At 69.7% G+C, this 1,450-nt stretch carries 1 protein-coding gene; it reads left to right on the plus strand.

Features of this window, described 5'->3' with window-relative positions; all coding sequences use genetic code 11:
- Nucleotides 1–226: 226 nt before the first annotated feature.
- Nucleotides 227–1,426, plus strand: a complete 1,200-nt coding sequence (locus ACWEGE_RS46990) for an IS110 family transposase (protein ID WP_449667016.1) — start codon at nt 227–229, stop codon at nt 1,424–1,426.
- The last annotated feature ends 24 nt before the right edge of the window (nt 1,427–1,450 follow it).

The raw sequence follows: 1,450 nt of genomic DNA on the forward strand, positions 1-1,450 counted from the left end.
CCCCCGTTACCGTTTTCGTAGTTCCTGATCAAGGAGCTGTGGTCACCAGGCCCGGCATGACTTGCGCCCCCAGTCGAACCCATGATCCGGGGGGTGGTGTCACCGGGACTGGTGGCATCGAGGGACCGCTGAATAGGGACACGGCCACCGCTGGGTAGGTCTCGTCGTAACGTGGGTGCCGGCACTCGATGCTCGACCGGTGACCACGTCGCGGCGAACGAACGGCATGGTGATGAGCAGCAGCTTCAGCGTGTTCCTCGGCCTGGACGTGGGCAAGGACACCCACCACGCGGTCGGTCTCGACCCGGACGGCAAGCGACTGCATGACGGCCCGCTGCCCAACACCGAACCCAAGCTGAAAGCCCTGTTCGACACGCTCGCAGAGCATGGGCCGCTGCTGGTCGTGGTCGACCAACCGGCCACGATCGGGGCGCTGCCGGTCGCGGTCGCCCGCGCCGCCGGGCACCAGGTCGCCTACCTGCCTGGTCTGGCGATGCGCCGCATCGCCGACCTCTACCCGGGCCGGGCCAAGACCGACGCCCGGGACGCGTTCGTCATCGCCGACGCCGCCCGCTCCCTGCCCCACACCCTGCGCCCGGTGGATGTCGGCGACGAAGCCCTGGCCGAGCTGGAGGTGCTGGTCGGGTTCGATGACGACCTGGCCGGCGAAGCCACCCGGATCAGCAACCGCATCCGCGGCCTGCTCACCGGCATTCACCCTGCTCTGGAGCACGCGATCGGCCTGCGGATCGCCCATCCGGCCGTCCTGGAAATCCTCTCCCGCTGCGGCGGACCGGCCGGCATTGCCAAAGCCGGCCGCCGCAAGCTCACCGCCATCGCCAAGGTCCACGCGCCCCGCCTCGGCGACAAGCTGGTCGAGGCGATCATGGCCGCCCTCGCCGAGCAGACGGTCACCGTCCCAGGCACTGCCGCCGCGGACACGGTCCTGCCGCGGCTGGCCGACAGCCTCAAAACGGTCCTGCGGCAACGCAAACAGGTCGCCGAGCAGGTCGAGGGGATACTCGATGCGCACCCTCTTGCCGGGGTCCTGACCTCGATGCCCGGCATCGGGGTCAGGACCGCAGCCCGCATCCTGCTCGAGGTCGGCGACGCCTCCAACTTCGCCTCCTCGGGGCACCTGGCCGCCTACGCCGGCATCGCCCCGGTCACCCGCAGCTCCGGCACCAGCATCAAGGGAGAACACCCCGCGAGGACCGGCAACCGCCAGCTCAAACGCGCATTCTTCCTCGCCGCCTTCGCCGCACTGTCCGACCCCACCAGCAGGGCCTACTACGACCGCAAACGAACTGAGGGCAAGAAACACAACGCCGCCCTCATCTGCCTGGCCCGCCGCCGCTGCGACGTCCTCTACTCCATGCTCCGCAACGGCACCCACTACCGACACCCCGCGCCCGCCGCGGCTTGACAACCACATAGGGACACCCCCCCC

Source organism: Amycolatopsis sp. NPDC004747 (genome assembly GCF_053601335.1).